Raw genomic sequence first — 25204 nt, 5'->3', positions numbered from 1 at the left:
TCAGCCCTTGGCGGTGTTCTGATCGTCGGCCAGGACCAGATCGACACGATCGAGCAAGTCGCGTACCTGTTCGCGGGTCGAACCGCTGGCCTGGATGTCCGGGCGCTCTTCTTTGTGCAACAGGTCGTGGGTGATGTTCAGCGCGGCCATCACGGCAATGCGGTCGGCGCCGATGACTTTGCCGCTGCTGCGGATCTCGCGCATCTTGCCATCCAGGTAGCGGGCGGCGCTGACCAGATTGCTGCGTTCCTCCGGCGGGCAGATGATCGAATACTCTTTGTCGAGGATCTGCACGGTAACGCTATTGCTTGAACTCATGAGTCTTGCTCCAGGGCCTTGAGGCGCGAAATCATCGATTCGACCTTACGCCGGGCGATTTCGTTTTTTTCAATGAGGTGAGCGCGTTCCTCGCGCCAGGTTTTTTCCTGAGCTAGTAAGAGTGCGTTTTGACTCTTAAGTTGCTCGACTCGGCCAATCAGCAGTTCGAGTCTGGCCATCAGCGCTTGCAGGTCGGTGTCTTCCATTGGGTCCACGTGTTCGTCTGATGGGTGGTGACTGGCGGACAGCCTTTAATGGTCTTGGCGGGGCTGTCGATGTAGGATACAAGGCCTTCATTCTAGACATAGCGCCGTCTGGCGCCTAGCTGCCCATGACCATTGCGAATTCCCCGTACCAAGCCTTTGCCACCCTGCTGACTGCCAGCGGCCACAACGTCTCGCCTGCCGAACTGCACGGCGTGCTGCTCGGGCGCAGTTGCGCCGGGGCCGGCTTCGATCACGAAGGCTGGCTGATCGACGCCGCCGAACTGCTCGAAGGCGAGATCCAGGACAACGTCCGCAACGCCCTGATCGGCCTGCAGGAGATGGTCAAAGGCGAGCTGACCGGCGACGACGTCACCGTCGTTCTGCTGCTGCCGACCGACGATGCACCGCTGGCGGACCGCGCTGCCGCACTGGGCGAGTGGTGCCAGGGCTTCCTCAGCGGTTTCGGCCTGAACTGCCGCGACAGCAGCATGCTCAGCACCGAAGCCACCGAAGTGCTGCAGGATCTGGCCGCCATTTCCCAGGTGCAGGACGCGCTGGAAGAATCCGAAGACGGCGAATCCGACTACATGGAAGTCATGGAATACCTGCGCGTCGCGCCGTTGCTGCTGTTCTCGGAAACCAAAAAAGCCGATGTGCCGCCAGCCGCCAAGCCGTCGCTGCATTAATCGCGTGCCAGGGAAAGCCATCTGCCCATGACCCATATCCCCAAAGCGGAATACAGCCGTCGCCGCAAGGCCCTGATGGCGCAGATGGAACCCAACAGCATCGCGATCCTGCCCGCCGCCGCGGTGGCCATCCGCAACCGCGACGTCGAGCACGTCTACCGTCAGGACAGCGACTTCCAGTACCTCAGCGGTTTTCCCGAGCCACAAGCCGTCATCGTTCTGATGCCTGGTCGCGAGCACGGCGAGTACATCCTGTTCTGTCGTGAACGCAACGCCGAACGCGAATTGTGGGATGGCCTGCGCGCAGGGCAGGAAGGCGCGATCCGCGAATATGGCGCCGACGATGCTTTTCCGATTACCGACATCGACGACATTCTCCCGGGCCTGATCGAAGGCCGCGACCGGGTGTATTCGGCGATGGGCAGCAACCCCGAATTTGATCGGCACCTGATGGACTGGATCAACGTGATCCGCTCCAAGGCGCACCTCGGCGCGCAGCCGCCGAATGAATTCGTTGCCCTGGATCATCTGCTGCACGACATGCGCCTGTATAAATCGGCGGCAGAAGTGAAGGTGATGCGCGAAGCCGCGCGGATTTCGGCGCAGGCGCATATCCGCGCGATGCAGGCCAGTCGTCCGGGGCTGTATGAATACAGCCTCGAAGCCGAACTGGATTACGAATTCCGCAAGGGCGGGGCGAAGATGCCGGCCTACGGTTCGATCGTCGCCGCCGGGCGCAACAGCTGCATCCTGCATTACCAGCAGAATGACGCGTTGCTCAAGGACGGCGATCTGGTGTTGATCGACGCCGGTTGCGAGATCGACTGCTACGCCAGCGACATCACCCGCACGTGGCCGGTCAACGGCAAGTTTTCGCCGGAGCAGAAAGCGATCTACGAGTTGGTGCTGGCTTCGCAGGAAGCGGCGTTCGCCGAGATCGCCCCCAATAAGCACTGGAACCAGGCGCACGAAGCCACGGTGCGGGTGATCACCGCAGGTCTGGTCAAGCTTGGCTTGTTGCAGGGCGAGGTTGACGAGTTGATCGCCAGCGAAGCCTACAAGGCTTTTTATATGCACCGCGCCGGCCACTGGCTGGGCATGGATGTGCATGACGTTGGCGAGTACAAGGTCGGCGGCGAATGGCGTGTGCTGGAGGTCGGCATGGCGCTGACCGTGGAGCCGGGCATCTACATCGCCGCGGACAATCAGAACGTGGCGAAGAAATGGCGCGGTATTGGCGTGCGTATCGAGGATGACGTGGTCGTGACCCGATCCGGTTGTGAAATCCTCACCAGCGGCGTGCCGAAAACCGTCGCCGAGATCGAAGCGCTGATGGCACAAGCAAGGACACACGCAGCATGAGTCGAGTCAATCTGGCAATCATCGGTGGCGGTCTGGTCGGCGCCAGTCTGGCGTTGGCGTTGCAGGCCGGGGCCAAGGCGCAGGGCTGGAAGATCGTCCTGATCGAACCGTTCGCCCCCGGCGACAGCTGGCAACCGAGCTACGACGCCCGCTCCTCAGCCCTTTCGTTCGGCTCGCGGCAGATTTATCAGCGCCTGGGCGTGTGGCAGGAAATTTCCCGCCGCGCCGAGCCGATCAAACAGATTCACGTCTCCGACCGTGGCCGCTTCTCCACCGCGCGCTTGTCGGCGATGGAAGAGGGTGTGCCAGCGCTCGGTTACGTGGTGGAAAACGCCTGGCTCGGCCAGTGCCTGTGGCAGCACCTCGACAAAGACGTGATCACGTGGCGCTGCCCGGCGGAAGTCATGCGCATGGAGCCGTTGGCCGATGGCTATCGCCTGACCCTCAACGATGAAACCACCCTTGAATGCGACCTCGCGGTGCTCGCCGATGGCGGCCGCTCCGGGTTGCGCGAACAGTTGGGCATCAACGTGCGCACGCGCCCGTACAACCAGAGCGCGCTGATTGCCAACATCACCCCGAGTGAAGCGCACAACGGCATGGCCTTCGAGCGCTTTACCGATGAGGGGCCGATGGCCCTGCTGCCGTTGCCGGACAATCGCTGCGCACTGGTGTGGACCCGTCTGGGCATGGACGCGCAGCGTCTGACCGAGTTGACCGAGCGTGATTTTCTCAGCGCGCTGCAAGGTGTGTTCGGTTACCGCCTCGGCACTTTGAAACAGGTCGGCGCACGGCATCTTTATCCGCTGTCACTGATCGAAGCTGAAGAACAGGTGCGTTCGCATCTGGCCGTGCTCGGCAACGCCGCACACAGCCTGCACCCGATCGCCGGCCAGGGCTTCAACCTGTCGCTGCGTGACGCCGACGCCTTGGCTGCCGCGCTGCTGGCCAGCGACAAGCCGCTGGGCGACTTCGCCACGTTGCAGGCCTATCGCGAACGGCAGCGCCTCGATCAGGACCTGACGGTGGGCTTCTCCGATCAGGTCACGCGCCTGTTCGGCAGCACCCAGCCGCTGGTGTCGCTGGGGCGCAATCTCGGCCTGCTCGGCCTCGACCTGCTGCCGCCAGCCAAACGCTGGTTCGCCCGGCAGGCGATGGGCCTGGGAACCCGTCCGGATGCTTGAGTGGCTGAGCAACACATTCGGCAAGGCACGATTGATGCGCTGGGTAATGACCTTTTACCCGCCGTATCTCGGCGCGGGTGTGCGGGTGCGCCACATCAGTGACGACTTTCGCGATGTGCAGGTGTCCATGGGGTTGGGCTGGTACAACCGCAACTATGTCGGCACCCAGTTTGGCGGCAGTCTGTATTCGATGGTCGACCCGTTCTTCATGTTGATGCTCATGGAAAACCTCGGTCCGAAGTACACCGTCTGGGACAAGGCCGCCGACATCGATTTCATTGCGCCGGGCAAAGGCCTGGTGTTCGCCCGGTTCAACATCGACCAGACCCTGCTCGACGAGATCCGCCGGCAGACCGCCAACGGCGATAAATACCTGCCGCAGTTGCAGGTCGACATTCATGACGGCGCCGGCAACCTTGTGGCGCGGGTCGGTAAAACCCTTTACGTGCGGCTCAAGCCGCAAGCGAGACAGGCCTAAAGCATGGAAATGCGCGCAGATCTGCTGATTGTCGGAGCCGGAATGGTCGGCAGCGCCCTGGCGCTGGCGCTACAGGACAGTGGGCTGGAAGTGCTGTTGCTCGACGGTAGCCCGTTGAGCGTGAAGCCGTTCGATGCCGAAGCGGCGTTCGAACCGCGCGTCAGCGCGTTGTCGGCGGCGAGCCAGCGCATTCTCGAACGCCTCGGCGTCTGGGACGGCATCGCCCAGCGGCGCAGCAGCCCGTACACCGACATGCACGTCTGGGACGGCAGCGGCACCGGGCAGATTCATTTCTCGGCGAGCAGCGTACATGCCGATGTGCTCGGCCACATCGTCGAAAACCGCGTGGTCCAGGATGCGCTGCTCGAGCGTTTGCATGATTGCGACCTGGGCATGCTGGCCAATGCGCGGCTGGAGCAGATGCGTCGCTCCGGCGACGACTGGCTGCTGACCCTGGCCGATGGCCGCACCTTGCGCGCGCCGCTGGTGATCGCGGCGGACGGCGCCAATTCAGCGGTGCGCCGTCTGACCGGCGTGGCGACCCGCGAGTGGGATTATCTGCATCACGCCATCGTCACCAGCGTGCGCTGCAGCCAGCCGCACCGCAAAACCGCCTGGCAGCGCTTTACCGATCACGGGCCGCTGGCGTTTTTGCCACTGGAGCGTGACGGTCAGCAGGACTGGTGCTCGATCGTCTGGTCGACCACACCGGCTGAAGCCGAGCGCTTGATGGCGCTGGAAGAGACTGCGTTTTGCGCTGAGCTGGAGCGAGCCTTCGAGGGGCGCCTCGGTGAAGTCATCAGCGCCGACCCGCGTCTGTGCGTGCCGTTGCGTCAGCGTCACGCCAAGCGCTACGTCGCTGAGGGCCTGGTCTTGATCGGTGATGCGGCGCACACCATTCACCCCTTGGCCGGGCAGGGTGTGAACCTTGGTTTCCTCGATGCGGCGGTGCTGGCGGAAGTGTTGCTGCAAGCGCATGAGCGCGGTGAGCGCCTGGCAGACGTGAAGGTGCTGAGCCGCTACGAGCGTCGGCGCATGCCACACAATCTGGCGCTGATGGCGGCGATGGAAGGCTTCGAGCGGTTGTTCCAGGCCGACCCGCTGCCGCTGCGCTGGTTGCGCAATGCCGGGTTGAAGCTGGTCGAGCAGATGCCCGAGGCGAAGGCGTTGTTTGTGCGCGAGGCGCTGGGGTTGACCGGGGATCTTCCAGCTCTGGCAAAGCCCTGACCGCCTCATTGAGGCTGATGGCCCCTTCGCGAGCAGGCTCCCACAGTTGAGATGCATTCCAATATGGGAGCGAGCCTGCTCGCGAAAGCGTCCGCCCACTTACCGCAGTTTTGAGTCGTGCAACATCTGGTAACGCCTTCCCCCAGTGTTCGATTGTGGTGGTAAATGTGAGTCCTTATCATTTGGCCCACCTTTCCCGACCGTGAGACCACTCCCATGTTGGCACCCAAGCGTCTTCTGACCGCACTGGCCTTGACCCTGATCGGCAGCACCACTGCCCAGGCCGCCGATGAGGTGGTGGTTTACTCGTCGCGTATCGATGAGCTGATCAAACCGGTATTCGATGCCTACACCGCCAAGACCGGGGTGAAGATCAAGTTCATCACCGACAAGGAAGCGCCGCTGATGCAGCGCATCAAGGCCGAAGGTGAAAACGCCACAGCCGATCTGCTGCTCACCGTCGATGCCGGCAACCTGTGGCAGGCCGAGCAGATGGGCATCCTCCAGCCATTCACCTCGAAAACCATCGACACCAACATTCCAGCGCAATATCGCTCGTCCACCCACGCCTGGACCGGCCTGAGCCTGCGCGCGCGGACCATCGCCTACTCCACCGAGCGGGTGAAGCCGGGCGAACTGACCACCTATGAAGCGCTGGCCGACAAGAATTGGGAAGGCCGCCTGTGCCTGCGCACGGCGAAGAAGGTCTACAACCAGTCGCTGACCGCGACCATGATCGAAGTCCACGGCGCCGAGAAGACCGAGAAAATCCTCAAGGGCTGGGTCAACAACCTGTCCACTGACGTGTTCTCCGATGACGTTGCAGTGCTGGAAGCGATCAACGCCGGGCAGTGCGACGTTGGCATCGTCAACACCTACTACTACGGTCGCCTGCACAAGCAGAAGCCTGAATTGCCGGTGAAGCTGTTCTGGCCGAATCAGGCCGATCGCGGTGTGCATGTGAATCTGTCGGGCATCGGCCTGACCAAACATGCACCGCACCCGGAAGCGGCCAAGGCCCTGGTCGAATGGATGACCACGCCTGAGGCGCAGAAGATTTTTGCTGACGTGAACCAGGAATTCCCGGCCAACCCGGCGGTGGCGCCTTCGGAAGAAGTGGCGGCGTGGGGCAAGTTTGTCGCCGATACCTTGCCGGTTGAGGTGGCGGGCAAGCGTCAGGCCGAGGCGATCCGGATGATGGATCGGGCGGGGTGGAATTGAAGCGTTTCGTGTAACTGTCGATCGTTCCCACGCTCCGCGTGGGAATGCAGCCCTCGACGCTCTGCGTCGTGCCGCTGAAAGCGTGACGCGGAGCGTCACAGGATGTGTGCCCACGCAGAGCGTGGGCACAATCATTTGAACGAGATTGTTTCCTTGGCCCACCCCGCCCAACGCCGCTGGTACCCCATCGTCTTCGCCATCGCCGCGCTGGTGTTGTTGCCGCTGAGCGTGCTGCTGCTGTCGTGGCAGACCATCGATCAGCAGATCTGGTCGCACCTGTGGCAAACCCAGATGCCGCGTCTGCTCGGCAATACCCTGACGCTGATCCTCGGCGTCGGTGTCGGCGTTACCCTGCTGGGTGTCAGCCTCGCGTGGCTGACCAGTCTCTGTGAATTCCCCGGTCGGCGCTGGCTCGACTGGGCGCTGATGCTGCCCTTCGCCATTCCAGCGTATGTACTGGCGTTCGTTTTCGTCGGCCTGCTGGATTTCGCCGGCCCCGTGCAGTCCCTGTTGCGCGAATGGTTCGGCAGCGGCCTGCGCCTGCCACGGGTGCGTTCCACCGGCGGGGTGATCGTGGTGCTGGTGCTGGTTTTTTATCCCTACGTTTATCTGCTGGCGCGCACCGCATTCCTGGCTCAGGGCAAAGGCCTGATGGAAGCGGCGCGGGTGCTCGGGCAGTCGCCGTGGCAGGCGTTCTGGCGGGTTGCGCTGCCGATGGCGCGTCCGGCGATCGGCGCGGGCGTGGCGCTGGCGCTGATGGAAACCCTGGCCGATTTTGGTGCGGTCTCAGTGTTCAATTTCGACACCTTCACCACGGCCATCTACAAAACCTGGTACGGCTTCTTCAGCCTGCCTAGCGCTGCGCAACTGGCCAGTCTGTTGCTGCTGGTAGTGATGCTGGTGCTGTACGGCGAGCGCCGGGCACGCGGGGCGAATCGGGCAAGCAATGAGCGGCCACGGGTGAAAGCGCTGTATCACCTGCGCGGGCTCAAAGCGTTCGCGGCGACGGGCTGGTGTGCATTGGTATTCGCCTGCGCCTTCGTTATCCCGGTGCTGCAACTAATCGTCTGGTTCTGGCAGCGTGGGCGCTTCGATCTGGATGAACGCTACGCCGGGCTGATCCTGCACACGCTGTATCTGGGGGCGATGGCCGCGCTGATCACCGTCAGCGTTGCGCTGTTGCTGGCGTTTGCCCGGCGTCTGGCGCCGACCCCAGCCATCAACTCCGGGGTCGGTCTGGCCAATCTCGGCTACGCCTTGCCCGGTTCGGTGCTGGCGGTGTCGATCATGCTCGCCTTCAGTTATCTGGATCGCGAACTGGTGATTCCGCTCTCCGCCTGGCTCGGTGGTGCCGGCAAACCGTTGCTGCTCGGCAGCCTCGCGGCGTTGCTGATGGCTTATCTGGTGCGCTTCATTGCCGTCGCCTACGGGCCGCTGGAAAGCAGTCTGGCGCGTATACGGCCATCTTTGCCTGAAGCGGCACGTAGCCTGGGTGTCAGTGGGCCGCGACTGTTTTTCAAAGTGTATCTGCCGCTGTTGCTGCCCGGCACCTTGAGCGCGGCGTTGCTGGTGTTCGTCGATGTGCTCAAGGAAATGCCCGCGACCCTGCTGATGCGCCCGTTTGGCTGGGACACGCTGGCGGTGCGCATCTTTGAAATGACCAGTGAAGGCGAATGGGCGCGCGCCTCATTGCCGGCATTGACGCTGGTGCTGGTTGGCCTGTTGCCGGTGATCGGATTGATTCGACGTTCGGCGCACCGAAACTAGGGGGCGTTCTCGATTGGTTTCCCCACCGCGCCGGGCCTGCTGTTGTGCAGGGCAAGACGCGAGAAGCGTGGTTTGGTTGTTCCAAATAAGCTTCGAGCAACGCAGCCCTGCACAACAGCAGGCCCGGCCCTCCGGGTTGTGCCTAAAAGCGAGCCAGCCTGCGTTGCAGGCCTTGAAAAGGGAATACCATTCCCAGCGGCCTGCGCCTTGCCTGGCTCGCTTTTAGGCGACAACGCGGTGGGGAAACCAATTGAGAACGCCCCCGTAGTCGTCAGTCCTACATCATGCGGCTACAATGCGCGGCATTCGGTGCGGTTCGTCTGACAGACCCGTGCGCTGGAATCGGCTGAAAGCCTTATTCATCAAGGCTTTCCGCCGTATAGCGGCGGTCCGCACCCTCGCCACGCCCGGAAGGAGAAACCCATGGGACAGCGTACGCCTCTGTATGACCTGCACCTCGCGCTCGGCGCGAAGATGGTCGATTTTGGCGGTTGGGACATGCCATTGCATTACGGCTCGCAGGTCGAGGAGCACCACGAAGTGCGCCGCGATTGCGGGGTGTTCGATGTTTCCCATATGACCGTGATCGATGTCACCGGCGCCCAGGCCAAGGCTTGGCTCCAGCATCTGCTGGCCAACGACGTCGAACGTCTGCACCGCCCCGGCCGGGCGTTGTACAGCACCATGCTCAATGAGCGCGGCGGCATCGTCGACGACATGATCGTCTATCGCCTCGACGACGCGTACCGGCTGGTGTTCAACGCCTCGACCCGCGATCAGGATCTGGCCTGGATGAACGCCCAGCTCGGCGCCTACGACGTGCAACTGCACGAGCGCGCCGAGCTGGCGATGCTCGCCATCCAGGGCCCGCAGGCCCGGCACAAGATTGCCGAACTGGTCACCCAGTCCCGTGCCACGCTGATCCAGCAACTCAAACCTTTCGAAGGCGCCATCGACGGCGACTGGTTCATCGCGCGTACCGGTTACACCGGCGAGGATGGCCTGGAAATCTGCCTGCCCGCGAATCAGGCGCCGGGTTTCTTCAACGACCTCGTCGGCGCCGGCATTTCGCCGATTGGCCTCGGTGCCCGTGACACCTTGCGGGTCGAGGCTGGGATGAACCTGTACGGTCAGGACATTCATCAGGACGTTTCACCGCTGGCCTCGAACATGGCCTGGAGCATCGCCTGGGAGCCGGCCTCGCGGCAGTTCATCGGCCGCGCGGCGCTGGAGGCGGAAAAAGCCGCCGGTGTGGCGCACAAACTGGTCGGTCTGGTACTGGAAGAACGCGGGGTTTTGCGTGCTCACCAGGTGGTTCGCATCGCCGATGTTGGCGAAGGGGAGATCACCAGTGGTAGTTTCTCTCCTACGCTGAGCAAATCGATTGCCCTGGCGCGTGTACCGATGGCAACCGCCGACCGTGCCGAAGTGGAAATCCGTGGCAAGTGGTACCCGGTACGGGTGGTCAAACCTACCTTCGTACGCCATGGCAAAACCTTGATCTAACCTTTTCTGGCGGGTATGACCGCTGACCAATTTCCGAGGAACCGAAGATGAGCGATATCCCTGCCGAACTGCGTTTTGCCGAAAGTCATGAATGGGCGCGTTTGGAAGCCGACGGCACCGTCACTGTGGGCATCAGCGATCACGCGCAGGAAGCGCTGGGCGACGTGGTGTTCGTCGAACTGACCGAAGTCGGCAAGGTGTTCGCCGCCGGTGATCAATCCGGCGTGGTCGAGTCGGTGAAAGCCGCCTCCGACATCTACGCCCCGGTCAGCGGTGAGGTCATCGCGATCAACGAAGACCTGAGCGGCTCGCCCGAACTGCTGAACTCCGACCCGTACGTCGCGTGGATCTTCAAGCTCAAGCCAAGCGACAAGGCCGAGCTGGACAAGCTGCTGGATGCGGCGGCTTACAAGGCTGCCATCGGCGAGTAACTTGCCGGCGCGCCCCAAAGCCCCGATTCGTCGGGGCTTTTTTATGGGCGACGAATATCCCTTTGTGGGAGTGAGCCTGCTCGCGAAAGCGCCATATCAGTCAATGCCAAGGTTTCTGAAACACCGCTTTCGCGAGCAGGCTCGCTCCCACAGGGGCGGCGTGATCTTGAAAACTCGCCTGCTATGCTGGTTTGACCGTGTCGATTGACGCCAAGCGCCAGCCAGGAGAGCCCGTCATGTCCCAGTCGCCGTCCCTGAGCCAGTTACGCGATCCCGAAGCCTTTCTGCGCCGCCACCTCGGCCCGGATGCCGCCGAGCAGCAAGCGATGCTCGACAGCCTTGGCCTGGGCAGTCGCGCCGAGCTGATCGAGCAGACCGTGCCGCCGGGCATTCGCTTCAATCGCGCACTGGATCTGCCGCCGGCCCTCAACGAACAGGCTGCGCTGGCGAAATTACGCGGTTATGCCGAGCAGAATCAGCTGTTCACCAGCCTGATCGGCATGGGCTATCACGGCACGGTCACGCCAACCGTGATCCTGCGCAACGTGCTGGAAAATCCCGGTTGGTACACCGCGTACACCCCATACCAACCAGAGATCGCCCAAGGCCGGCTCGAAGCCCTGCTGAATTTTCAGCAACTGACCATCGACCTTACCGGCCTGGAACTGGCCAACGCCTCGCTGCTCGATGAGGCTACCGCAGCGGCCGAAGCCATGGCTTTGGCCAAGCGCGTGGCGAAGTCCAAGAGCAATCTGTTTTTTGTGGATGAAAATTGCCATCCGCAAACCCTCTCCGTGGTACAGACCCGCGCCGAAGGTTTCGGCTTCGAGCTGATCGTCGACGCGGTGGATAACCTGGCGCAGCACGAGGTGTTCGGCGCGCTGTTGCAATACCCCGACACCCACGGCGAAATCCGCGATCTCAAACCCTTGGTCAACCACCTGCACGCACAACAGGCCCTGGCCTGCGTCGCCACCGATTTGCTCAGCCTGCTGGTGCTGACGCCGCCGGGCGAGTTGGGTGCCGATGTGGTGTTCGGTTCGTCCCAGCGTTTCGGTGTGCCGATGGGTTATGGCGGCCCGCACGCGGCGTTCTTCGCCAGCCGCGAGGAATACAAACGAGCGATTCCGGGGCGGATCATCGGTGTGTCGAAAGATGCTCGCGGCAACGTCGCGCTGCGCATGGCCCTGCAAACCCGCGAGCAACATATCCGCCGCGAGAAAGCCAATTCGAACATCTGCACCGCGCAGGTGCTACTGGCCAATATCGCCAGTTGTTATGCGGTGTATCACGGCCCGGAGGGTTTGAAGCGTATCGCCCAGCGCGTGCATCGCCTGACCTGCATCCTCGCGGCGGGACTCGAGCGCAACGGCATCAAACGGCTCAACAGGCAGTTCTTCGACACGCTGACTCTGGAGGTCGGCGGTGCGCAAACGGCGATCATCGAAAGTGCTCAGGCAGCGCAGATCAACCTGCGTATTCTTGGTCGTGGCCGCGTCGGTCTGAGTCTGGACGAGACCTGTGATGAACACACCGTGGCGAAGCTGTTCGATGTGCTGCTCGGCGCCGATCACGGCCTGAGCGTTGATGCGCTTGATGCGCAGGACATCGCCTCGGGAATTCCCGACGAACTCCAGCGCAGTACGCCGTACCTGCAACATCCGGTGTTCAACGCTCACCACAGCGAAACCGAGATGCTGCGTTACCTCAAACAGCTGGAAAACAAGGATCTGGCACTCAACCAATCGATGATCCCGCTGGGCTCGTGCACGATGAAGCTCAACGCCACCAGCGAGATGATCCCGATCACCTGGCCGCAGTTCGCCCATCTGCACCCGTTCGTGCCGAGGGAGCAGGCTGTCGGTTACACGCTGATGATCGAGGAGCTTGAGCGTTGGCTCTGTGCGATTACCGGTTTCGATGCGATCTGTATGCAGCCCAACTCCGGGGCCCAGGGCGAATACGCCGGGCTTCTGGCGATCCGTAAATATCACGAGAGCCGGGGGGAGGGCGCTCGGGACATCTGTCTGATTCCATCGTCGGCCCACGGCACCAACCCGGCCTCGGCGCAGATGGCCGGGATGCGTGTGGTGATTGTCGAATGCGATGAGGCGGGCAATGTCGATCTGGATGATCTGCAGCTGAAAGCCGCCGAGGCGGGGAATAAGTTGTCGTGCCTGATGGCGACCTATCCGTCGACCCACGGGGTTTACGAGGAAGGCATCAGCGACATCTGCGCAGTGATCCACCAGCATGGCGGCCAGGTGTACATGGATGGCGCCAATCTCAACGCCCAGGTCGGCCTGGCCAGGCCGGCGGACATCGGCGCCGACGTGTCGCACATGAACCTGCACAAGACCTTCTGCATTCCCCATGGCGGCGGCGGGCCGGGCATGGGCCCGATCGGCGTTCGTGCGCATCTGGCGCCGTTCGTCGCCAACCATCCGGTGGTGCCGATTGACGGGCCGCTGGCACAGAACGGCGCAGTCAGCGCAGCGCCGTGGGGCAGTGCGAGCATTTTGCCGATCAGTTGGATGTACATCGCCATGATGGGCCCGCAACTGGCGGACGCCAGCGAGGTGGCGATTCTGGCGGCGAATTATCTGGCGCAGCATTTATCCGGCGCGTTCCCGGTGCTCTACACCGGGCGCAATGGCCGCGTGGCCCATGAATGCATTCTTGATCTGCGCCCATTCAAGGCGCAGACCGGCATCAGCGAGGAGGACGTCGCCAAGCGTCTGATGGATTACGGTTTCCACGCGCCGACCATGTCCTTCCCGGTGCCAGGGACGTTGATGGTCGAGCCGACCGAGAGCGAGTCCAAGGCAGAGCTCGACCGCTTCATCGCGGCGATGCTGAGCATTCGCGCCGAGATCAATGAAGTGCAGAAGGGCAACTGGCCGGGCGAAGACAACCCGCTCAAACGCGCCCCGCATACCTTGGCCGATGTCACTGGAGTCTGGGAGCGACCCTACAGTGTCGAACAGGCCATCACCTCGGATGCGCACACACGCTTGCACAAATATTGGCCGGCGGTGAATCGGGTGGATAACGTTTATGGCGATCGCAATCTGTATTGCGCCTGTGTGCCGGTGGATGATTACCGCTGATCTCTAAATCCACCACCGCCCCTGTGGGAGCGAGCCTGCTCGCGAAAGCAATCGTCCAGCCGGCATTTGCGGTGACTGGCTCACCGCTTTCGCGAGCAGGCTCGCTCCCACAAGGCATGGTGGTGAGGCGGTAATCCGGGCAAAAAAATGCCGCTCGATCGAGCGGCATTTTTGAGGGTGCGAGGCTTACTCGGAAGCCACGGCGTTCTTCGCCAGAATCGCGTTCGCCAGTTCCATGTCCGAAGCCTGCAGGCCAGGGTTGTCGGCGCGGACTTTCTGCATCGCTGCTTCCAGGTACGGGCCACGGATGCCGCCGTCGCTGGCGACGAAGCTGCCGGCGTCGTCCTGGGCGGCGACGATCAGCTTGTGATCCTTGAAGGTCAGGTAGGTCGAGCCGGTGGTGGCACCGGAGGAGATGACGTTACGCCAAAAGCTGTCCGCCATGGCCGAACCAACGGGAAGCGACAGCAGGGCCAAGGTGGCGACAGCGAGTTTGAGACGCATGATGAGGTGACTCCTGGGATTGACTACGGCGTTGGATAGCCGATCCCCGATCCAGTTCCGTGCTGAATTATTTCAACTCACTTTGCGGTGTCACCCGCAGCACTTCCTCCACCGTGGTCAGCCCCGCCGCGACTTTCTGCGCGCCGGACAGGCGCAGGCTGCGCATGCCTTCCTTGAAGGCCTGACGCCTGATCGCGGTGAGGTCGGTATCCGGAGTGATCAACGCTTTGAGGCTGTCGCTCAGTTGCATGATTTCGTACACGCCGGCGCGGCCGCGATAGCCGGTGTCGCGGCATTCCAGGCAGCCGATCGCCTGCTGCGCATTGCTCGGCAGCGGCGCTTGCCAGGGCCGGGTCAGGGTTTGCCAATCTTCATCTTCGAGCGTCAGCGGCGCCTTGCAGTGCGGGCACAAAGTGCGCACCAGACGCTGTGCCATGACGCCCAATACGGTCGCTTTGATCAGGTAATGCGGCACGCCGAGTTCGAGCAAACGGCTGATGGCGCTCGGCGCATCGTTGGTGTGCAGCGTCGACAGGACCAAGTGCCCGGTGAGCGCGGCCTGAATCGCCATTTCCGCAGTTTCCAGATCGCGGATCTCGCCGATCATGATGATATCCGGGTCCTGCCGCATCAGCGCGCGCACCCCGGCGGCGAAGGTCAGTTCGATGTTGTGCTGCACCTGCATCTGGTTGAAAGCCGGCTCGACCATTTCGATCGGGTCTTCGATGGTGCAGAGGTTAACCTCCGGCGTCGCCAGTTTTTTCAGCGTGGTGTACAGAGTGGTGGTCTTGCCCGAACCGGTCGGCCCGGTGACCAGAATGATGCCATTTGGCTGGCGGGTCATGTCCTGCCAGCGGCGCAGGTCGTCGGCGCTGAAACCCAACTGGTCGAAATTCTTCAGCAGCACTTCCGGATCGAAAATCCGCATGACCATTTTTTCGCCGAACGCCGTCGGCAAAGTCGACAGCCGCAGCTCCACTTCGCCGCCGTCCGGGGTCTTGGTCTTGACCCGGCCATCCTGGGGTTTGCGCTTTTCGGCGACGTTCATGCGGCCGAGGCTTTTCAGGCGGCTGACGATCGCCATGGTCACCTGCGGCGGGAATTGATAGACGTTGTGCAGCACGCCGTCGATGCGAAAGCGCACGGTGCCGTGCTCGCGGCGCGGTTCGATGTGGATATCGCTGGCGCGCTGCTGGAAGGCGTACTGGAACAGCCAGTCGACGATGTTGACGATGTGCGCGTCGTTGGCGTCCGGCTCCTGGTCGCTGGCGCCGAGGTTGAGCAGTTGTTCGAAGTTGCCGAGGTTGCCGCTTTGGGCGTCGGCATTGCTGGCACCGCTGACCGATTTGGCCAGCCGGAAAAACTCGACGCTGAAGCGTTGGATGTCGACCGGGTTGGCCACGACCCGTTTGATCGGCAGCTTCAATACGTGGGTCAGGTCAGCTTCCCAACCGCTGACGTAGGGCTGAGCGCTGGCCACGGTGACCGAGTCGCGGTCCACGGCGACGGCGAGAATCTTGTGACGCTGGGCGAAGGCATAGGACATCAGCGGCGTGATCGCCGCGACATTGATTTTCAGCGAATCAATGCGCAAATACGGCTGACCGGCCTGTTGCGCCAGCCACAGGGTCAGGCTTTCCAGATCCAGATGTTTGCCCGGACGGCTGAGGTCGTCGAGTTGCTGGCTGGCGATGAATTCCAGCGGATGCATCTGCCCGTGAGCAGCATGGCGACGGCGGGCATTGAGCGCCTGTTCCGCCGCGTCCTGGCAGATGAAGCCTTGGGCGACCAGTTCCCGTAATACATCGTTGAGGTCCAGCCAGCGGTCCTGAGTGACAAATTGAACGGACATGCGGCTTTCCTTTTTAAGCGTCATGCGCAAAAGGATAGTCGTGGCCCCGCTGACCGTTGGGCCACTACCCGACGAAGCCGTTGCCGGATTTGTCAGCCGGCAGCCTGGGCGGGCGCCTGCCACGCCGCGTCGGCGTTGTGCAGATCCACTGCGCAGACGCTGATCAGGTTACGCAGTTTCTCCGCGATCACTTGCGCCCGATGCCAACTCAGGCCGCTCATGAGCAGATCGATCGACAGCAGATCGTCCTGGCGCTGGACCTTGACCTGCTCCGGGGTCAGAAACTGCAAAGCGAACAGATTCAACACCCGCACCAGCAGATCCGGCTCGGCCTCGGCGAGGATCTGGTATTGCGCCAGGCAGTGGGCGTTGTTGACGTTCCAGACATCAGCGCGGGCGGCGGGGCTGTTTACGGCTTCAAGGTGCGGCATGGCGAGTCTCCAAAATCACTGGAGAAATTTTTACATTCGGTGCGAGGTATTTCTTGGCTATGATCGACGCCTAAACGGATTTATCGAAAGAGTTGATTCGTAAAAGCTGATCTTTGAGGATTTTTTATGCACAGCGAGCTGGACGCCTACGACCGCAAGATCCTCGCCTTGCTGCAGGAAGACGCTTCGCTGTCGAGCGCGCAGATCGCCGAGCAGGTCGGCTTGTCGCAATCGCCGTGCTGGCGGCGGATTCAGCGGATGAAGGAGGAGGGCATCATTCGCGGCCAGGTGACCTTGCTGGATCGCAAGAAGATCGGCCTGAACACGCAGATTTTTGCCGAGATCAAACTCAACGCTCATGGGCGTTCGAACTTCACCGAATTCACCGAGGCGATTCGCGGCTTTCCGGAAGTGCTGGAGTGTTATGTGCTGATGGGCGCGGTGGATTTCATGCTGCGCATTGTCGCGGCGGATATCGAGGCGTACGAGCGGTTCTTTTTCGAGAAGCTGTCGCTGGTGCCGGGGATACAGGAAGTGAATTCGATCGTGGCGCTGTCGGAGATCAAGTCCACCACCAGCCTGCCGGTCTAGTGCGGATGGCCTTCGTGGCGAGGGGATTTATCCCCGCTGGGCTGCGGAGCAGTCCCCGCTTGATCGTTCCCACGCTCCGCGTGGGAATGCAGCCCGGGACGCTCTGCGTCCCAAAGCGGACGCAGAGCGTCCATTGAGGCGTTCCCACGCAGAGCGTGGGAACGATCGGGTGGGAAGGTGTTTAGCTGCGCAGCAGGATTTTCCAGGCGCGGTTCTGGTACACCGCAATCGCCTGATGCTTGCGTGCATCGAGCAGTTCGTCGGTGATGGTCGGCTCGTTGGCCAGTTGCGCCAGTTTGTTCAGCTCACCGTACAGGCGATCCATTTCCGGGATGTCCAGCACGTTGCGCGCTTGGTGCAACCAGACCTGAATGCGTTCGATACGCGGCAGTTGTTCAGCAAGATCTTCCGGCTGCTGCTGATAGCGTTGCAGCTGCAGAGCAGTGGCTTCTTCGCCCAGCAGACGCGGCAACCAGCTGTGCAGTTGCGCGTCACCCTGACGGTTGCCACGGGTGTTGCGGTCGGCAGTCCAGGTGCGGGCCAGCAGCCAGCGTGAAGCGTTCAGCGAGAACTGGCCCCAGCGCGGGTCTTCCAGCTCTTCGAGGAACTGCTCAGGCGCGGCCTTGCGCACGTCTTCGTCCTCGATGCCGACCTGCACCAACGGGCGCCAGTCTTCGAGCAAGGCATCGAGGGTCACGCGCAAATCGTGGGTCGACTGACGCGGCGCCGCCTGGCCGAGGCTGCTGAGCAGGGCGCGCATTTCCGCGAGGTTCTCGACCCAGTCCTGCAACAGGCGCCAGTGGCCGTTGAAGCGATATTGTTCGGCCAGACGCTGGCTGCTGCCGAGCAAATGCCAGCTCAGCGCGGCGAAGGCGTCGTCGAGACGGGTTTCGCTGGTCAGTTGCGGCGCCGGGAGGCTCAGCGAGTAGCTGTTGGCGTCGTGCAGACGATAACCGCGCTCGGCCTTGCTGATATCGCATGGCATCAGCGCCAGGGTTTCGGCCAGTTCGGCAGCCAGTTCCAGCAACGCGGCAGGCTCGCCTTCGCGCAGCTCCAGTTCCAGCTCGCAGATTTCTTCCTTCTGTTTGCCAACCACCACGTGACCGAGGTCCAGCGCGGCTTCGATGACCACTTTGGTCTTGCCACGGCCCCAGGCGATTTCGGCGCGCTCGCGGACGAAATCGGTGGTGAAGATCGGCTTGAGGGTTTTCTTGTCCAGCTCGGCCAGTGCCTCGGGCCAGCATTCGCCGTCGAGTTTCTTCACGTCGAGCTTGGCTTTCGCCAGTTTCCAGTCGTACTCGTTACGCTCGGACAGGCCGGCGACGCTTTGGCCACGGGTCTTGAGGGTCTGAATCACTTCGTCACCGTCCTTGCGCAGGCGCAGGGCGACTTTGGCCTGGGCGAGGTCGCGCTCGGGGGTGTCGAAGTACTGGTTCATCAACTCACGGCGTTCCCAGCCACTTTTGTTGCGTTTCTTCAGCAGCGGGTGCTCGCGCAGGGCAGCGAGGGTTTCGCGGCTGACGCGGAGTTTGATTTCAGTTTCTTTTTGCATGGCCGGAACATCCAGAATCGGGAGCGCAGCCGGGGGAATGTGTGGCTGCCAAGGCCGTGCAGTGTACAGGAGTCAAACTTCCTACGCCCTGCGGCGGTTTATTCCGCGCGCCGGATGGTTCTATAGTGGGCCTCAATCCGGGACCTGGAGTCAGTGATGCCATTGCCGTCCATGCAAGACCAGTTCGCCGCGCTGATTGCCGCGCCATCGGTCAGCTGTACCCAACCGAACCTGGACCAGTCCAACCGCGCCGTCATCGATCTGCTGGCGGGCTGGCTTGGTGACCTGGGTTTCAGCTGCGATATCCAGCAGGTCAGCCCCGGCAAATTCAATCTGCTCGCCAGTTTCGGCAGCGGCCCCGGCGGCCTGGTGCTGGCCGGGCACAGCGACACCGTGCCGTACGACGACGCGTTGTGGCAGACCGACCCGCTGAAGCTCACCGAAGTCGACGGTCGCTGGGTCGGACTGGGCAGCTGCGACATGAAGGGCTTTTTTGCGCTGATCATCGAAGCCGTACGGCCGCTGCTCGATCAGCCGTTCAAGCAACCGCTGCTGATCCTCGCCACCTGCGACGAAGAAAGCTCGATGTCCGGCGCCCGCGCACTGGCCGAGGCCGGGCAACCGTTGGGCCGTGCGGCGGTGATCGGCGAGCCGACCGGGCTCAAGCCGATCCGCATGCACAAAGGCATCATGATGGAGCGCATCGACATTCTCGGGCAGAGCGGCCACTCGTCTGATCCGCGTCTGGGCCACAGCGCGCTTGAAGCGATGCACGATGCCATCGGCGAACTGCGTGGTTTGCGCCTGTTGTGGCAGCGCGAATTCAGCAATCCACAATTCAGCGTGCCGCAACCGACGATGAACTTCGGTTGCATTCATGGCGGCGACAATCCCAATCGCATCTGCGGCCAGTGTTCGCTGGAGTTCGACCTGCGGCCGCTGCCGGGCATGGACCCGAACCTGCTGCGTGCGGAAATCCTGCGCAAGCTCAACCCGGTGGCCGAGCGGCACAAGGTGAAGATCGACTACCGACCGCTGTTCCCGGAAGTGCCGCCGTTCGAACAGTCAGAGGATGCCGAACTGGTGCGCATCGCCGAAAAGCTCACCGGCCATCGCGCCGAAGCAGTAGCGTTCGGCACCGAAGCGCCTTATCTTCAGCGCCTCGGCTGCGAAACCATCGTCCTCGGCCCCGGCGACATTGCCTGCGCGCATCAACCCGGCGAGTACCTTGAAATGTCACGTTTGCAGCCTACCGTGCATCTGATTCGGCAGTTGATTGAACATTACTGCCTGACGACAGACGAACGATGATGGCCCTGTGAGGGAGCGAGCCTGCTCGCGAAAGCGTTTTGTCAGTCGCCATTGATGAACCTGATCCACCGTTTTCGCGAGCAGGCTCGCTGCCACAGGGTTAAATGTCTTGCATCAACCCGGTAAATTGTCTGCACCACAACCCGTATTCATGAGGAGAGCGCGCGTGTCGCCAAGCCTGTTCCGACGATAACCATCAGCCCGCTGTGCGTTTTTCGTTTCGCCCCTTCTTTCGGCTGCTCTTTATTACAGGCCCAGGTTCATGCCCGAATACGTCAATTGGCTTCGCCACGCGTCCCCTTACATCAATGCCCACCGCGATTGCACCTTCGTCGTCATGCTGCCCGGCGACGGCGTCGAGCATCCGAATTTCGGCAATATCGTCCACGACCTGGTCTTGCTGCACAGCCTCGGCGTGCGTCTGGTGCTGGTGCACGGCTCGCGCCCGCAGATCGAAACCCGCCTCGCCGCCCGTGGCCTGACCCCGCATTACCATCACGGCATGCGCATCACCGATGCCGCGACGCTGGAATGTGTGATCGACGCGGTCGGCCAGTTGCGCATCGCCATCGAAGCGCGCCTGTCGATGGACATGGCCTCGTCGCCGATGCAGGGCTCGCGCCTGCGCGTGGCCAGCGGCAACCTCGTCACCGCGCGGCCGATCGGTGTGCTCGAAGGTGTCGACTATCACCACACCGGCGAAGTGCGTCGGGTCGACCGCAAGGGCATCAATCGCCTGCTCGATGAGCGCTCGATCGTATTGCTGTCGCCGCTGGGCTATTCGCCGACCGGCGAAATCTTCAACCTTGCCTGCGAAGACGTCGCCACCCGCGCCGCGATTGATCTGGGCGCGGACAAGCTGCTGTTGTTCGGCGCCGAGCTCGGCCTGATCGACGAAAACGGCAAGCTGGTACGCGAACTGCGTCCGCAACAAGTGCCGGCCCATTTGCAGCGTCTGGGCATGAGCAACTATCAAGCGGAGTTGCTCGATGCCGCCGCCGAAGCCTGCCGTGGCGGCGTGGCGCGCAGTCATATCGTCAGTTACGTCGAAGACGGCGCACTGCTGACCGAGCTGTTCACCCGTGACGGTGGCGGTACGCTGGTGGCGCAGGAGCAATTCGAATTGGTGCGCGAGGCGGCGATTGAAGACGTCGGCGGTTTGCTCGACCTGATCAGTCCGCTGGAAGAGCAGGGCATTCTGGTGCGCCGCTCGCGGGAAGTGCTGGAGCGCGAGATCGAGCAGTTCAGCGTGGTCGAGCGCGAAGGCATGATCATCGCCTGTGCGGCGCTGTATCAGATTGCCGACTCCGATGCCGGTGAACTGGCGTGTCTGGCGGTGAATCCGGAATACCGCCATGGCGGACGCGGCGACGAATTGCTCGAACGCATTGAAACCCGCGCGCGGGCGCAGGGTTTGAAAACCCTGTTCGTACTCACCACGCGCACCGCGCACTGGTTCCGCGAGCGCGGATTCGAGCCGAGCAGCGTGGAACGCCTGCCAGCGGCACGGGCGTCGCTGTACAACTATCAGCGCAACTCGAAGATCTTCGAAAAGACCCTCTGAACAACAGCGAGGTCTGTGGCGAGGGGATTTATCCCCGCTGGACTGCGCAGCAGTCCCCTAGCATTTCCAAGTGAAAACATAGGGGGTCGCTACGCGACCCAGCGGGGATAAATACCCTCACCACAGGGTTCTGCATTCAGTCAGTGATGAATTTGGCGCTGACGTACGGCGAATAATCAGGCAGCACCGTCTCGACCTTGCCTTGTTACTTCAGGAATTTCGCCGTTTCGGCAATGGCCTTGGCGGTGCCGCCGTCCAGCAGCTCCGTGGTTTGCTGCGCCTTGGCATCCGGGAACGCCGAACCGGCCAGCAGTTCCGGCACATCTGCTGCGTTGGCACCGGTCAATTTGGCGATTTTCTGCACAGGCACCGAGTCGGCCGTCCAGCTGTCTTTGTGTGCGGCGTAATCAGCGAACGAGTCCAGGGTGACCTTGGCAAACTTGGCCACGACCTCGGGATGCTTCTCGGCAAAGTCTTTGCGCGCCACCCACACCTCGAAGGTCGGCGCACCCCACTGGCCGACCTGGGCGGCGTCGGTCAGGGTCTTGCCGGTCTTGCGGATCTCGCCCAGCGCCGGCGACCAGACAAACGCCCCGTCAATGTCGCCACGCTTCCACGCGGCGGCGATTTCCGCCGGTTGCAGGTTGACCACCTTGACTTGCGAAGTATTCAGGCCCCAGTGCTTCAGCGCCCCAAGCAGACTGTAGTGCGAGGTCGACACGAACGGCGTGGCGATGGTCTTGCCGACCAGATCCTGCGGTTTGTCGATGCCGCTGCCGTTGCGCACCACCAAGGCTTCGGCGGCATTAATCTGCGCCGAAACGATAAACGCCACGATCGGCAGATTGCGTGAAGCAGCTGCTGCCAGTGGGCTTGAGCCAAGGTTGCCGATCTGCACGTCGCCAGAAGCAATGGCAGTGACGACTTCCGGGCCGCTGTTGAAACGACGCCAGTCGATCTTCTCGCCGATGGTTTTTTCATAGACACCATCGGCCTGCGGCACTTTGCTCGGATCGATCCCGGTCTGGTAGCCGACCGTCAGACCGGCGGCATGTGCGGAAAAAGAAAACAGTGCCGACACACAAACTGTAACAAATTGACTTGATAGTGCGCGTTTCGCCATGATGCGTCGCCTTTTCGATGGGATTTGCCGTGTTGGGAGTACGGCAAAGCTAATCGATCTAAAAAAAGGTCAACAAATACCATTTAGGAATGAGCTTAGGCGCCGATACGCTGTTTCCTGGCGTGGATGGCCATTAATGGGCCATATACCCGAATGGTATGAAAAAGAATGAATAAATTCTTTTTGGGATTATCAGGAAGTCTTTACGCTGCAGGGACCCAATCACTTGCGATTAGACGATGGTCGTAGACATACAAGGTTACGATTGACTTGGCAGTCACGGTCTGGCGCTAATCGCGCATCTTAGGATTCAGGGCAAATCGACCCCGAACCAGGAACACAAGAATTAGAACGAGAGGAGCGATACATGAACAAGTCCACCTTGGCCCTGGCTGTGGCCGTTGGGGTTATGGCGCAGCAGGCAGGCGCCGCCGGTTTCATAGAAGACAGCAAGGCTACTCTGGGTCTGCGTAACTTCTATATCAACACTGACAACCGTGACGGCGCTGGCGCCAACAAAAACGAGGAGTGGGGCCAAGGCTTCGATCTGCGTTTCATCTCCGGTTACACCCAAGGCACCGTAGGTTTCGGTCTCGACGCCATCGGCCTGCTCGGCATCCGTCTTGATTCGGGCGGCGGCACCAACGGCAACAGCGGCACCGCTTACGGCGGCACCGTGTTCCCGAGCGAGTCCAACGGTAAAGCCGTGGACAACTTCTCCAGCCTGGGTCTGACTGCCAAAGCCAAGATCTCCCAGACTGAATTGAAGCTCGGCACCCTGCAGCCAAAATTGCCGGTAATCGTCACCAACGACGGTCGCCTGCTGCCACAAACCTGGCAGGGCGGTCAGATCACTTCCGGCGAGATCAAGGACCTGACCCTGGTCGGTGGTCAGATCGAAGCGGTAAAAGGTCGTAACTCCAGCAACAACGAAAACCTCTCGATCGGTGGTGCCAACTCCCGTGGCACGGCTTTCCGCGACAGCAACAAATTCATCTACGCCGGTGGCGACTACAAGATCACCAAAGACCTGACCGCCCAGTACTACTACGGCAATCTGGAAGATTTCTACAAGCAGCATTTCCTCGGTCTGGTACACAACTGGTCGATCGGCCCGGGTGTGTTGAAATCTGACCTGCGTTACTTCAACAGCTCCGACGACGGCAAGAACGGCACTGACTCGGCTTACTACAGCTCGGGTAACTACACCGGTTTCCGTAACGGCCGTGGTGAAGTCGACAACAACCTGTACAGCGGCCTGTTCCTGTACACCGTTGCCGGCCACACCTTCGGTGGCGGTTACCAGGTTTCCAACGGCAGCAGCGACTTCCCTTGGCTGAACCAGGGTGACGGTTCGTCGAACTACACCATTACCGACATGCAGATCCAGAAGTTCGGCCGCGCCGGCGAGAAAACCTGGCAGGCTCGTTACTCCTATGACTTCGCCAAGGTCGGCGTACCTGGCTTGACGGCGGGTGTGGTCTACCTCAAAGGCGACAGCATCGACACCGTTGGCGCCAACGGTCGCGAGAGCGCTTCGAACCGCTCCGAGTGGGAACGCGACTTCACCATCGGTTACGTAGTACCGGAAGGCCCGTTCAAGAACGTCGGCCTGATGTGGAAAAACGCTGTATGGCGCACCGACCTGCCGAACACCCGTTCGCAGGACGAAAACCGCCTGATCGTCAGCTACTCGATCCCGCTGCTGTAATAGCGCCCGAGCAACTGAAGCAAAAAAAGCCCCGTCCGTCATCGCGCCGGGCGGGGCTTTTGCGTTTCGAGTCAGGCTCACCCCCGTAAGCCCTTCTCGATTTCCCTCTTTGCTGCAACTCAAGGCCTTCTCGAACCTTGCAACCGATGTTCGTCGCGATGCAGGCCGGTGTCCAATGAACAGATCTTTAATATTCCCGAATCATCTAGATATCTATTTATTTATTCTTTTTCACGCTGATTGATCCCGAGCTACAGTTGTTGTCTCCCATCCCTCATCAGGAGCAGCACCATGAGCCTCAGACTCGGCGACATCGCCCCCGATTTCGAACAAGACTCCAGCGCCGGCAAGATTCGTTTCCACGAATGGCTGGGCGATAGCTGGGGCGTGCTGTTTTCCCATCCGGCGGACTTCACCCCGGTGTGCACCACCGAGCTGGGTTTCACCGCCAAGCTCAAGGATGAGTTCAGCAAACGCGGCGTCAAAGCCATCGCGCTGTCGGTCGACCCGGTGGACTCGCACCACAAGTGGATCGAGGACATCAACGAAACCCAGAACACTATCGTCAATTTCCCGATCCTGGCCGATGCCGATCGCAAGGTCTCCGATCTCTACGACCTGATCCACCCGAACGCCAACGACACCCTGACCGTACGTTCACTGTTCGTCATCGATCCGAACAAGAAGATTCGTCTGACCATCACCTATCCGGCGAGCACCGGGCGCAACTTTCACGAGATCCTGCGGGTGATCGATTCGCTGCAGCTCACCGACAACTACAAGGTCGCCACCCCGGCGAACTGGCAGGATGGTGAAGAGGTGGTGATCGTGCCGTCGCTCAAGGATGAGGACGAGATAAAGCAGCGCTTCCCGAAAGGCTATCGCGCGGTGAAGCCGTACCTGCGCCTGACGCCGCAGCCGAACAAATAACCTTCCCAATGATCGTTCCCACGCTCCGCGTGGGAATGCCGCCCGTGACGCTCCGCGTCACAGTGGACGCGGAGCGTCCATGGATTCATTCCCACGCAGAGCGTGGGAACGATCTTCGTGTGACTACAACGCAGGGGAA

The 25204-nt window shown here is 61.6% G+C and carries 21 protein-coding genes and 1 pseudogene; 15 read left to right on the top strand and 7 right to left on the bottom strand.

Annotated elements, in window-relative coordinates; translation table 11 throughout:
- Window positions 1-318: a cell division protein ZapA gene (locus J5M66_RS01600; RefSeq protein ID WP_016772632.1), complete on the bottom strand. Its 318-nt coding sequence runs from the start codon at window positions 316-318 to the stop codon at window positions 1-3.
- Window positions 315-524: a TIGR02449 family protein gene (locus J5M66_RS01595; RefSeq protein ID WP_007911197.1), complete on the bottom strand. Its 210-nt coding sequence runs from the start codon at window positions 522-524 to the stop codon at window positions 315-317. Before J5M66_RS01595 ends, J5M66_RS01600 begins: the two co-directional genes overlap by 4 nt.
- Window positions 525-649: 125 nt before the next feature.
- Between J5M66_RS01595 and J5M66_RS01590 the strand changes: the two genes are divergently transcribed.
- From J5M66_RS01590 to gcvP, 10 genes are all read left to right on the top strand, one after another.
- Window positions 650-1210: a YecA family protein gene (locus J5M66_RS01590; RefSeq protein WP_123441789.1), complete on the top strand. Its 561-nt coding sequence runs from the start codon at window positions 650-652 to the stop codon at window positions 1208-1210.
- A 27-nt stretch (window positions 1211-1237) separates the two neighbouring features.
- Window positions 1238-2572 carry a Xaa-Pro aminopeptidase gene (gene pepP / locus J5M66_RS01585; RefSeq protein WP_039757435.1) on the top strand — a complete coding sequence of 445 codons (1335 nt, stop codon included), beginning with the start codon at window positions 1238-1240 and terminating at the stop codon, window positions 2570-2572.
- Window positions 2569-3756: a 2-octaprenyl-6-methoxyphenyl hydroxylase gene (gene ubiH, locus J5M66_RS01580; RefSeq protein WP_207807558.1), complete on the top strand. Its 1188-nt coding sequence runs from the start codon at window positions 2569-2571 to the stop codon at window positions 3754-3756. Before pepP ends, ubiH begins: the two co-directional genes overlap by 4 nt.
- A complete protein-coding gene (locus J5M66_RS01575) occupies window positions 3749-4234 on the top strand; it encodes a DUF4442 domain-containing protein (protein ID WP_207807557.1) in 486 nt (161 codons plus the stop codon). Before ubiH ends, J5M66_RS01575 begins: the two co-directional genes overlap by 8 nt.
- 9 nt (window positions 4235-4243) lie before the next feature.
- Window positions 4244-5461, top strand: coding sequence for a 2-octaprenyl-3-methyl-6-methoxy-1,4-benzoquinol hydroxylase (locus J5M66_RS01570; RefSeq protein WP_177433303.1), 1218 nt, complete (start codon window positions 4244-4246; stop codon window positions 5459-5461).
- Window positions 5462-5677: 216 nt separating this feature from the next.
- On the top strand, window positions 5678-6682 hold the full coding sequence (locus J5M66_RS01565) for an extracellular solute-binding protein (protein ID WP_073470981.1): 1005 nt from the start codon (window positions 5678-5680) through the stop codon (window positions 6680-6682).
- 153 nt (window positions 6683-6835) lie between these two features.
- Entirely contained in the window at window positions 6836-8449 is a 1614-nt protein-coding gene (locus J5M66_RS01560; RefSeq protein ID WP_207807556.1) for an iron ABC transporter permease, read from the top strand.
- A gap of 423 nt (window positions 8450-8872) precedes the next feature.
- Window positions 8873-9955: a glycine cleavage system aminomethyltransferase GcvT gene (gene gcvT / locus J5M66_RS01555; protein WP_071172161.1), complete on the top strand. Its 1083-nt coding sequence runs from the start codon at window positions 8873-8875 to the stop codon at window positions 9953-9955.
- Between the two features lie 47 nt (window positions 9956-10002).
- Window positions 10003-10386: a glycine cleavage system protein GcvH gene (gcvH, locus tag J5M66_RS01550; protein ID WP_123441785.1), complete on the top strand. Its 384-nt coding sequence runs from the start codon at window positions 10003-10005 to the stop codon at window positions 10384-10386.
- Window positions 10387-10622: 236 nt separating this feature from the next.
- Window positions 10623-13496, top strand: coding sequence for an aminomethyl-transferring glycine dehydrogenase (gene gcvP, locus J5M66_RS01545; protein ID WP_123441784.1), 2874 nt, complete (start codon window positions 10623-10625; stop codon window positions 13494-13496).
- Between the two features lie 186 nt (window positions 13497-13682).
- On the opposite strand, the gene J5M66_RS01540 is transcribed toward gcvP, so the two are convergent.
- From J5M66_RS01540 to J5M66_RS01530, 3 genes are all read right to left on the bottom strand, one after another.
- Window positions 13683-14003 (bottom strand): DUF2388 domain-containing protein, encoded by a 321-nt coding sequence (locus tag J5M66_RS01540; RefSeq protein ID WP_172667868.1) that lies wholly within the window; start codon window positions 14001-14003, stop codon window positions 13683-13685.
- Window positions 14004-14067: 64 nt separating this feature from the next.
- A complete protein-coding gene (locus tag J5M66_RS01535) occupies window positions 14068-15852 on the bottom strand; it encodes a GspE/PulE family protein (RefSeq protein ID WP_207807555.1) in 1785 nt (594 codons plus the stop codon).
- Between the two features lie 92 nt (window positions 15853-15944).
- Window positions 15945-16283 carry a hypothetical protein gene (locus J5M66_RS01530; RefSeq protein ID WP_207807554.1) on the bottom strand — a complete coding sequence of 113 codons (339 nt, stop codon included), beginning with the start codon at window positions 16281-16283 and terminating at the stop codon, window positions 15945-15947.
- A 126-nt stretch (window positions 16284-16409) separates the two neighbouring features.
- On the opposite strand from J5M66_RS01530, the gene J5M66_RS01525 reads away from it, so the two are divergent.
- Window positions 16410-16874, top strand: a complete 465-nt coding sequence (locus J5M66_RS01525; protein WP_024014730.1) for an Lrp/AsnC family transcriptional regulator — start codon at window positions 16410-16412, stop codon at window positions 16872-16874.
- Window positions 16875-17055: 181 nt separating this feature from the next.
- Here J5M66_RS01525 and J5M66_RS01520 read toward each other — a convergent pair whose 3' ends face one another.
- Window positions 17056-18426, bottom strand: a complete 1371-nt coding sequence (locus J5M66_RS01520) for a CYTH domain-containing protein (RefSeq protein ID WP_207807553.1) — start codon at window positions 18424-18426, stop codon at window positions 17056-17058.
- 156 nt (window positions 18427-18582) lie between these two features.
- Between J5M66_RS01520 and argE the strand changes: the two genes are divergently transcribed.
- Window positions 18583-19737 carry an acetylornithine deacetylase gene (gene argE / locus J5M66_RS01515; RefSeq protein ID WP_110599918.1) on the top strand — a complete coding sequence of 385 codons (1155 nt, stop codon included), beginning with the start codon at window positions 18583-18585 and terminating at the stop codon, window positions 19735-19737.
- Window positions 19738-19999: 262 nt separating this feature from the next.
- On the top strand, window positions 20000-21301 hold the full coding sequence (gene argA / locus J5M66_RS01510; protein ID WP_207807552.1) for an amino-acid N-acetyltransferase: 1302 nt from the start codon (window positions 20000-20002) through the stop codon (window positions 21299-21301).
- A gap of 136 nt (window positions 21302-21437) precedes the next feature.
- Here argA and tauA read toward each other — a convergent pair.
- Window positions 21438-22427: pseudogene (gene tauA / locus J5M66_RS01505) on the bottom strand (taurine ABC transporter substrate-binding protein).
- Window positions 22428-22791: 364 nt separating this feature from the next.
- Between tauA and J5M66_RS01500 the strand changes: the two are divergent.
- Both J5M66_RS01500 and J5M66_RS01495 read left to right on the top strand, forming a co-directional pair.
- Window positions 22792-24135, top strand: coding sequence for an OprD family porin (locus J5M66_RS01500; RefSeq protein ID WP_207807551.1), 1344 nt, complete (start codon window positions 22792-22794; stop codon window positions 24133-24135).
- 291 nt (window positions 24136-24426) lie between these two features.
- The gene (locus J5M66_RS01495; protein WP_016772650.1) at window positions 24427-25065 is read left to right on the top strand and encodes a peroxiredoxin; all 639 of its coding nucleotides are present in this window, start codon (window positions 24427-24429) and stop codon (window positions 25063-25065) included.
- Window positions 25066-25204 lie beyond the last annotated feature (139 nt).

The sequence above is a fragment of the Pseudomonas sp. 67(2021) genome (genome assembly GCF_017491835.1).
GTDB lineage: Bacteria > Pseudomonadota > Gammaproteobacteria > Pseudomonadales > Pseudomonadaceae > Aquipseudomonas > Aquipseudomonas atacamensis.
This window is presented reverse-complemented; position numbering and strand designations above follow the sequence as displayed.

Bases quoted from the DNA above. Each gene is read 5' to 3' on its own strand.
- J5M66_RS01600 (WP_016772632.1), bottom strand. From the start codon at position 318: ATGAGTTCAAGCAATAGCGTTACCGTGCAGATCCTCGACAAAGAGTAT.
- J5M66_RS01595 (WP_007911197.1), bottom strand. From the start codon at position 524: ATGGAAGACACCGACCTGCAAGCGCTGATGGCCAGACTCGAACTGCTG.
- J5M66_RS01590 (WP_123441789.1), top strand. From the start codon at position 650: ATGACCATTGCGAATTCCCCGTACCAAGCCTTTGCCACCCTGCTGACT.
- pepP (WP_039757435.1), top strand. From the start codon at position 1,238: ATGACCCATATCCCCAAAGCGGAATACAGCCGTCGCCGCAAGGCCCTG.
- ubiH (WP_207807558.1), top strand. From the start codon at position 2,569: ATGAGTCGAGTCAATCTGGCAATCATCGGTGGCGGTCTGGTCGGCGCC.
- J5M66_RS01575 (WP_207807557.1), top strand. From the start codon at position 3,749: ATGCTTGAGTGGCTGAGCAACACATTCGGCAAGGCACGATTGATGCGC.
- J5M66_RS01570 (WP_177433303.1), top strand. From the start codon at position 4,244: ATGCGCGCAGATCTGCTGATTGTCGGAGCCGGAATGGTCGGCAGCGCC.
- J5M66_RS01565 (WP_073470981.1), top strand. From the start codon at position 5,678: ATGTTGGCACCCAAGCGTCTTCTGACCGCACTGGCCTTGACCCTGATC.
- gcvT (WP_071172161.1), top strand. From the start codon at position 8,873: ATGGGACAGCGTACGCCTCTGTATGACCTGCACCTCGCGCTCGGCGCG.
- gcvH (WP_123441785.1), top strand. From the start codon at position 10,003: ATGAGCGATATCCCTGCCGAACTGCGTTTTGCCGAAAGTCATGAATGG.
- gcvP (WP_123441784.1), top strand. From the start codon at position 10,623: ATGTCCCAGTCGCCGTCCCTGAGCCAGTTACGCGATCCCGAAGCCTTT.
- J5M66_RS01535 (WP_207807555.1), bottom strand. From the start codon at position 15,852: ATGTCCGTTCAATTTGTCACTCAGGACCGCTGGCTGGACCTCAACGAT.
- J5M66_RS01530 (WP_207807554.1), bottom strand. From the start codon at position 16,283: ATGCCGCACCTTGAAGCCGTAAACAGCCCCGCCGCCCGCGCTGATGTC.
- J5M66_RS01525 (WP_024014730.1), top strand. From the start codon at position 16,410: ATGCACAGCGAGCTGGACGCCTACGACCGCAAGATCCTCGCCTTGCTG.
- J5M66_RS01520 (WP_207807553.1), bottom strand. From the start codon at position 18,426: ATGCAAAAAGAAACTGAAATCAAACTCCGCGTCAGCCGCGAAACCCTC.
- argE (WP_110599918.1), top strand. From the start codon at position 18,583: ATGCCATTGCCGTCCATGCAAGACCAGTTCGCCGCGCTGATTGCCGCG.
- argA (WP_207807552.1), top strand. From the start codon at position 20,000: ATGCCCGAATACGTCAATTGGCTTCGCCACGCGTCCCCTTACATCAAT.
- J5M66_RS01500 (WP_207807551.1), top strand. From the start codon at position 22,792: ATGAACAAGTCCACCTTGGCCCTGGCTGTGGCCGTTGGGGTTATGGCG.
- J5M66_RS01495 (WP_016772650.1), top strand. From the start codon at position 24,427: ATGAGCCTCAGACTCGGCGACATCGCCCCCGATTTCGAACAAGACTCC.